The 7332-nt window shown below is 69.9% G+C and carries 7 protein-coding genes; 5 read left to right on the top strand and 2 right to left on the bottom strand.

From position 1 onward, the window contains the following. Positions 1 to 1172 (top strand): DUF222 domain-containing protein (locus tag ACPYN9_RS10150; RefSeq protein ID WP_424466215.1); only part of this gene is annotated, 1172 nt, incomplete at its 5' end. Between the two features lie 105 nt (positions 1173 to 1277). Here ACPYN9_RS10150 and ACPYN9_RS10145 read toward each other — a convergent pair. After that, positions 1278 to 2213 carry an N-acetylglucosamine kinase gene (locus tag ACPYN9_RS10145; RefSeq protein WP_424466213.1) on the bottom strand — a complete coding sequence of 312 codons (936 nt, stop codon included), beginning with the start codon at positions 2211 to 2213 and terminating at the stop codon, positions 1278 to 1280. Positions 2214 to 2307: 94 nt separating this feature from the next. Between ACPYN9_RS10145 and ACPYN9_RS10140 the strand changes: the two genes are divergently transcribed. The 4 genes from ACPYN9_RS10140 (at position 2308) to ACPYN9_RS10125 (ending at position 6010) form a co-directional block, all read left to right on the top strand. Further along, positions 2308 to 3471, top strand: a complete 1164-nt coding sequence (locus ACPYN9_RS10140; RefSeq protein ID WP_424466212.1) for a hypothetical protein — start codon at positions 2308 to 2310, stop codon at positions 3469 to 3471. A gap of 123 nt (positions 3472 to 3594) precedes the next feature. Next, positions 3595 to 4524, top strand: coding sequence for an HpcH/HpaI aldolase/citrate lyase family protein (locus ACPYN9_RS10135; protein ID WP_424466228.1), 930 nt, complete (start codon positions 3595 to 3597; stop codon positions 4522 to 4524). A gap of 211 nt (positions 4525 to 4735) precedes the next feature. Further along, the gene (locus ACPYN9_RS10130; RefSeq protein ID WP_424466210.1) at positions 4736 to 5200 is read left to right on the top strand and encodes a peroxiredoxin; all 465 of its coding nucleotides are present in this window, start codon (positions 4736 to 4738) and stop codon (positions 5198 to 5200) included. Between the two features lie 111 nt (positions 5201 to 5311). Continuing rightward, entirely contained in the window at positions 5312 to 6010 is a 699-nt protein-coding gene (locus tag ACPYN9_RS10125) for a GNAT family N-acetyltransferase (protein ID WP_424466208.1), read from the top strand. Positions 6011 to 6091: 81 nt separating this feature from the next. Here the strand turns inward: ACPYN9_RS10125 and ACPYN9_RS10120 are convergent, their stop codons facing one another. Continuing rightward, a complete protein-coding gene (locus tag ACPYN9_RS10120) occupies positions 6092 to 7252 on the bottom strand; it encodes an AAA family ATPase (protein WP_424466207.1) in 1161 nt (386 codons plus the stop codon). Between the last annotated feature and the right edge of the window lie 80 nt (positions 7253 to 7332).

Genomic DNA, 7332 nt, shown 5'->3' with positions numbered 1-7332 from the left:
ATCACACGCGTAACCGTGTCGAGGTGGAGGACGTGGCGCGGGCGGAGGCGGAGTTGGTGGCGTCGGCGTGCGGGTTGGACCCGGAGGACGAGCAGCCGGCCACGCCGAAGGCACTGGAGGTGCAGACGGCCCTGTGGGTGTCGTATTTGGATCCGGATGGGGACGAGCCTCGGGCTGACAAGATCGCGGCGGAGCGTGGGTTGTGGTGGTCGCGGCGCTCGGACGGCGCGGTCACGGGGAAGTTCGTCGCGACCGCGGAGCAGGGCGATCAGCTGATCTCGGTGCTGGACGCGCACCTCTCACCCCGCCGGGCGGTCGAGTTCCCCGCCGCCGCCGCCGAGGCGACGGTGACGGGGTGTGGGGAGCCGCTCGCACCAGCACTCGGCGCGAACAGCGACTCGGGCGCCTGGGGCGACGGCAGCACCGGTAACGACGCCGACGCCGACGTCGATGTCGACTGGAGCGGAACCGGCAGTGACAGGCTCATTGTCGACGGCGACACGAACGTCCGCGATGGCAGCACCGAGAGCGATCACCCGCTCGAAGACACCCGTACGACCCCGCAGCGGCGCATCGACGCGCTCGCGTCCGTGCTCGCCGGCTACGCCGAGTCGCCGAACGCGCCCCGGATCGGTGGGGAAGCGCCCACACTGGTGGTCGTGACCACCGATGCCGGAATCGCGGGCGGCGCGACCCGGCCTGAAGACGTGCCGCATCTCGAGCACACCGGGGAGCCCGTGCCCGCGTCGTTCGCGGCGAAGCTCCTGTGTGACGGGTTCGTGCGCGTCGCCCGCCAAGCCCCGAACGGGGAGATCCTCGACCTCGGCCGGCGACGCCGCCTCTTCACCACCGCCCAACGCCGAGCGATCTTCACCCGAGACAAGCACTGCCGCGCCCCCGGATGCAGGGCCCCCGTCCGGTGGTGCGAAACCCACCACGCCCAGCCCTGGAGCGAGGGCGGACCCACCGACGTGGACCACGGCATCCTGCTGTGCTCGTTCCACCACCACGAAGTCCACCGCGGACACTTAAACGTGACCCACGGACCAGACGGCCGATGGCACGTGCACGCCACACCCCCGCACTACGTGCGGCGGCGAGCCCCACGACGACGCACCACCACACGCAGGGGCACCCCCGTGCCTCGACCCGAGCAGAACCGCCGATTATGACCAGGAACCGAGAACGAGAGGAACATGAAACCCGCACAGCACGACTCGTCGCGCGCTCCTCGAGGGCGCGGCTCAGACTCCCGTCAGCCGTCGAGGGTCACGACGTCAGCCGTCGAGGGTCACGACGCCGATCGAAGCGATGAGGGCGTGATCCTTCTCGAGGTGTGGGAGCATGGCCGCCCCGTCGAGCGGGTGGCTCTCGCCCACCGCGACGCGCGCCTCGGGAACCAGCTCGAGCAGCGAGGCCCGGAACGCGGCCGCGACGTGCAGCGACGAGAACACGTTGCCAATGGCACGCACCTGCACGGCGTCCCGTCCTCCGGGCAAGCCCACCCGTCCGAGCCCCGCCGCGACCGAGATCGCCAGCTGCGAACCGGCGGCTTCGAGGATTCCCGCAGCCACCGCATCCGTCTCCGCGAGGTCGCCAACCGACCGCGCGAACGACGCGATGTGACGCACCTTGCCCTCGTTCGTCTGCAGCGACACATACATGCTCGGCAGATCCGGGTGATGCGCGAGCACAACCTCCGTCAGCGCCGTCTCCGGCCCGCGCCCATCGAAGGCACGCATCACCGCATCCAGGGCCGCGCGGCCAATCCAGTATCCAGATCCGGCATCGCCGACGAGATACCCCCAGCCATCGACCTGAGCAAGGCGATCCTCGCCGACCGCGAGCGTCACCACACCCGTTCCCGCCGCCACGACCGCGCCCAGCTCAGAACCAAGCGCCCCAAGGAACGCCGAGATCGAATCGTGCGAGATGAACACCCTCGCCACCCCGAACGGCTCGACCAGCAGAGCCAGCTCATCGGCCACCGTCTGCGCATGCGTCACACCGGAAACGCCACCCGAAACCGTGACCCCGGTCAACCCAGAATCGCGCAACGACTGCTCCACCACACTCGCCAGCTGCGGAGCCAGCGGCAGATCGGTGCGGATCGCCGCGAACGAACGCACCTCGCCAGCGTCGATCTGCGAGCGAATTCCGCTCTGGCCGGCATCGATCGCAAGAACAGGCGCAGGGGAATACGTCGTCGTCATGCACCGAATCGTATTGCAGTCCAGCGACCATCCCGGCGCGCAACGGGCAGAGCTGCCCATATCGCGACCATGCCCACCCACCTATGGTGAAGCCATGACAACACCCAGCCAGTGGAATGGACAGCCGAGCGCCGAATCGCAGCCGAGCCAGAACGCGCACAGCGACGCAGCAGGCGCCGCGCCCCGCTCGTCCGACTACGGCACCCCGCCGAGCATCCAGCCGGCTGCCTACAACCCCAGGCAGAGCGAGTACGGCCAGACCGCGTACGGTCAATCCAGCCAGGGCCAAGCCGACTACGGCCAAGCCCAGCACGGCGCAGCTCGCGGCGACGGCTGCACCGGCGACCAATCCGACGCGGCCCCCAGCCAGTCGCAGTGGAGAGTTGCCGAGGAACAGCATCAGGCGCCCTACGGCAACGCAACCGCGACGCCAACGCCCACGCCGTCTGCAACTCCGTCTGCGACGCCGTCTGCAATCTCGACGCCGGCTTCGCCGACAACGCCGCAGTCGCATCTCCCAGGCGGCCACCCGCCGGCGGCGGGAACGGGATACGCGCCGTCCGGTAGCTACGCACAGGCGAGCTCTGCCGGACACGTCGGCGCGTACGGGCAACCGAGCGCCCAAGGGCAGTCCGGTGTGCCCGGGCAGCCCGGCGTGCCGGGGCAGTCCGGTGTGCCGGGCCAGTCCGACGCCCCCGTTCAGCCCGGCGCCTATGCCCAGTCCGGCGCATACGCGCAGCCTGACGCCTCCGGCCAGTCCGGTGCGTACGCGCAGCCCGGCGGGTATGGCCAGCCTGGCGGGTACGGCCAGTCCGGCGGGTACGCCCAGTCCGGCGGGTACGGCCAGCCCGATCCCGCGGGCGCCCAGCCCGGCGCCTACCAGCCACCGCACGCGCCCGCCCCGCGTCGCATCCTCACGTTCTCGAGCCTCCGCGAGGAGCTCTCCTTCGTGGCCAACCGCTTCGGCATGATCTCGCTCGCGAGCGCCCTGGGAGGCTGGGTCCTCGCGACCTTCCTGTCCTTCGTCATGAGCGTCCTCGCCCGCGGAGGCGGCTTCCAGATCTACGAAATCCTCAACCCCTTGCAGATCGCCCTCCAGGTGCTCACCTCGGTCGCGGCGATCGTGTTCGGAATCCTCGCCCTCCGAGCCAGCGCCTGGCGCAACATGCCGGCCGCCGTCGGCGCCGTCGTCGGCGCCACGATCTTGATTCCCACAATCTTCTACTTCTTCCTCGGCCTCATTCCATACTCGTACTGAATCGAGATTCGTGCCGAAACGTGGCCGGTCGAGGCCGTCCCGATCAGGGAGACAAGGCAGTTCTTGTAGGGGTCCGCAAAAGGACGCCCGGTTTCGTCGTACTAAGCTCACACCTTGGCTGCGATTTCCGCGGCCGTGCGTGGTCGAGCCGGCCCGTGCATCCAGTCGATGAATGAGGCGAGAGTTCTGAACGTTCCAGCGAGCCCCCACCCCACGTCAACAGTCGGTCACGTCGTACCGGCGGCAGATGCCAGGTCATGGCTGCTCGTCCCTGCCTCGAGGCCGGAAGCGTTCGATGCGGCCGCCGAATCCCGCGCCGACGTCGTGATCCTCGACATCGAGGACGCCGTCGACCCGAAGCACAAGGCCGCAGCCCGAGCCGACGTCATCGCCTGGCTCAAGGCAGGCAACAGTGCCTGGGTGCGCATCAACGACACCCTCTCCGACTTCTGGGCCGACGACGTCGATGAACTCGCCGGCGTTCCCGGCCTCCAGGGGGTCGTGCTGGCCAAGACCGAGCAGGCCGAACAGGTCGTCAACACGTACCAGCGCCTCGGCGCGCGCATCCCCGTCGTGCCGCTCATCGAATCGGCCCTCGGCCTCGAGGAAGCCACCGACATCGCCCGCGCCGACGGAGCCTTCCGTCTCGCCTTCGGCAGCGGCGACTTCCGCCGCGACACCGGCATGTGGGCAACCCGCGAGGCGATGGCCTACGCACGCTCCCGCCTCACCGTCTCATCGAAGGCAGCAGGCCTGCCCGGGCCCGTCGACGGCCCAACCACCGACGAAAGCCTTCGCGTTCTCCGCAACGAGTCCGAGTGGACGCTCGAGCACGGCATGACCGGCAAGCTCTGCCTCCGCCTCGAGCAGACGGCAGTCGTCAACGAAGTCATCTGCCCGCAGACAAGCGACATCCTCTGGGCGCGCGAGTTCCTCGCCGACTTCGACGCCTCCGGCGGCGTCGTCCGCGACGGCAGCGACCTGCCCCGCCTCGGTCGCGCCCGGAAGATCCTGCGCCTCGCCGAAGCCTTCGGCATCACCGTCGAGGTGTAGACGCCACGTCGATTCGGTCCACATCGACCCGGTACACGTCGCTTCGGTCCCACGCCGCCAGGTCCCAAGTCGGCCCGGGCCGGCTCGACCCGCACGGGCCGCCCACGCCCCGGTTTCCCGGGCGGCCGGCGGCCCGTGCGTCGTTCACAGGCGACCGTGGATGCGCGCTCGCTAGAGTCGGGCAGGTCAGATTCCCGAGCGAGGAGCAATCTTGGTCACCACTCTCAGCGTCGGCGACAACGCCCCCGACTTCGCGCTCACCGATCAGCACGGTGAGATCATCCGCCTCAGCGACCTCGCCGGCTCGCCAGTCGTCGTCTACTTCTACCCGAAGGCCGGAACCTCGAAGTGCACGCAGCAGGCCTGCGACTTCCGCGACAACTTCGGCGCCCTGAGCGGGGCCGGAGTCACGGTGCTCGGCATCTCACTCGACCAGCCGCGAGAGCTTGCCATCTTCGGCGAGGAGCAGCAGGTGCCGTACTCGCTGCTCAGCGACTCCGGCGCGACCGCCATGGAGTGGGGCGCCTGGGGTGAGCGTCCCGTCGCCGGCATCGCCGGAACCGGCGTGATCCGCTCGAGCTTCATCGTGGATGCGCGCGGCAAGCTCTCGTACGTCGCCTACGACGTCGACCCCGACGGCCACGTGCAGGAGCTGCGCTCACAACTGGGCGCCTGAACCCTCGCCTCGCCGCTCGGAAGCAACCGGCCGTAACGCTCGGTCACGACGCGAGGGGCCGGCGGCCGTCTGCGTGACAATCGGATGCACATCCACCGTCACGAGGACACCATGACCGACACCACCATCGCTTCCACGTCCGTGCTCGACAACCCCGCCTGGAGTTCCCTCACCGGGGCACACGCGCACCTCGCGATCGGCGGCGACCTGGTCAAGCGCTACCCGGCTGACGTGTCGCCGTTCCTCGGCGTGCGCTCCTGGGAGGAGCCGGGCGTCTGGGACGCGATCGCGGAGCTGCTCGGCTCTGGCGCCGAACTGGCGATCTCCCACGCCGACCCCGAGGTGCCAGCCGGGTGGACGCAGACCTGGCGCGGCGAAGGCGTGCAGCTCGTCGAGACCGACCGCCTGCAGACCCGCCCCGACGACGAGGTCGTCGAGCTCGGCGCCGATGACGCCGACGACATGCTCGCCCTCGTAGAACGAAACCAGCCGGGCCCGTTCCTGCCCCGCACCTACGTGCTCGGCCGCTACGTCGGCATCCGCCGCGACGGGAAGCTCATCGCCATGGCGGGGGAGCGCCTCCACCCGCAAGGCTGGACGGAGATCAGCGCCGTCGCTACCGACGCCGACTACCGACGGCAGGGCCTCGCCTCCCGTCTCGTGCTCGACGTCGCCTTCCACATCCAGCAGCGCGGAGACCGTGCCCTCATGCACGCCGCAGCCATCAACACGGGCGCGATCGCCGCCTACGAGAAGCTCGGCTTCGAGCTGCGCCGCGCCACGCCCTTCACGGGCGTCCGCGTCCCCTGACCTGCGCTGGCCTGACCTGACCTGCGCTGGCCTGACCTGACCTGACCTGCGCTGGCCTGACCCGACCTGCGGGCCTCGCGGTCACTCGTCGTCAGCGTCGTCAGCGTCGTCGGCGTCGTCAGGCGGTGGCGGGAAGGCGCGGCCCTGCGGTAGGGCGATCGCCTCGCTCACGACGTGCTCCCTGAGGTACTCGCGGAGGTAGGGGGTCGTGAACTGCACCCGGCCGTACCCTGCGGGCTCGATGATGCCCGCGTTGATGAGCCGTTGCCGGTACACGCCGACGTACTGGGCCTTCGCCCGCATGCGCAGTCGGATATCGCTGGACAGCGACGGTCCGTCGTCGCTCGCCATCGCCGCCAGGTAGGTGCGGTCGCCCACCGAGAGGGCGGCCAGCGTGGGCTCGTAGATGTACTGCCCCATGGCCTGCCTCGCTAAGCGCACCGCCCGGCGGGCGTGCGGCAAGCGGATGCGCGTGGCATCGCCCGCCTCCTGCCACGACTTCGCGCCGATGAACTGCACGAGGAACGGGTAGCCCTGCGTGCCTCGGACCGCGTAGTCGAGGGCGTCGTCCTCGATGCCGCGGCCTGCCTCCGCGATGGGTTCCGAGAGGGCCCTCGCCGACGCCTCGTAGCTCAGCTGACCGAGTTCCTGAACGTGCGCGCGACGCAGGAACGTCAGCATCCGGTCGCTGCGCAGCTCGTTGATGTTCGGCTTCAGACCCGCCCCCACGAACGCCACGTCGAGCCCCTCACGGAACGCGTGCTGCACGACCGTCGTGATCTCGCGCAGGTCGTCGATGGCCCCGCGGTGAATCTCATCGACCGTGATGAGGACGCCGGTGCCGTTGGATGCGAGGAGGCCCGTGAGCGCGGTCAGTTGCGAGCGCATGTTGGCGACCGGCTTGTGCCGATCCTCGACCGTCGACACGAACCCGCCAGACCCCATCGGCAGGGTAACCCCGGTGATGCGCCGCTTGCTGGTGCGCGGGTCGTGCTCCGCCAGCAGCTTCGGGAGCGCCTCGGTGGTGATGCGCTCGGCGAGCCCCTTCGTCGCCGTCTCGGAGATGACGAGCCAGCCGCGCGAGACGGCGATGTCCTCGAGCGCGTTGAGCATGACGGTCTTGCCGACCCCGCGGAGCCCCGTGACCAGCGTGGCCCGCCCCACCTCGCCAGGCGTGCCGTCGATCGCGGCCTCGAAGGCGGCGAGCATCGCCGACCGCCCGACGAGCAGCGGAGGCGTCACCCCGAAGGACGGAGTGAAGGGGTTCCGAGGCGCGGCTGCGGCTGCGGGTCTCGGCGTCGCTGGCACGGTCGGCAGACCCG

Source organism: Pseudoclavibacter helvolus (assembly GCF_049707175.1).
Taxonomy (GTDB): domain Bacteria; phylum Actinomycetota; class Actinomycetes; order Actinomycetales; family Microbacteriaceae; genus Pseudoclavibacter; species Pseudoclavibacter helvolus_A.
Note: the sequence above shows the minus strand (reverse complement) of the source record. Positions and strands in the feature narration are given on the sequence as shown.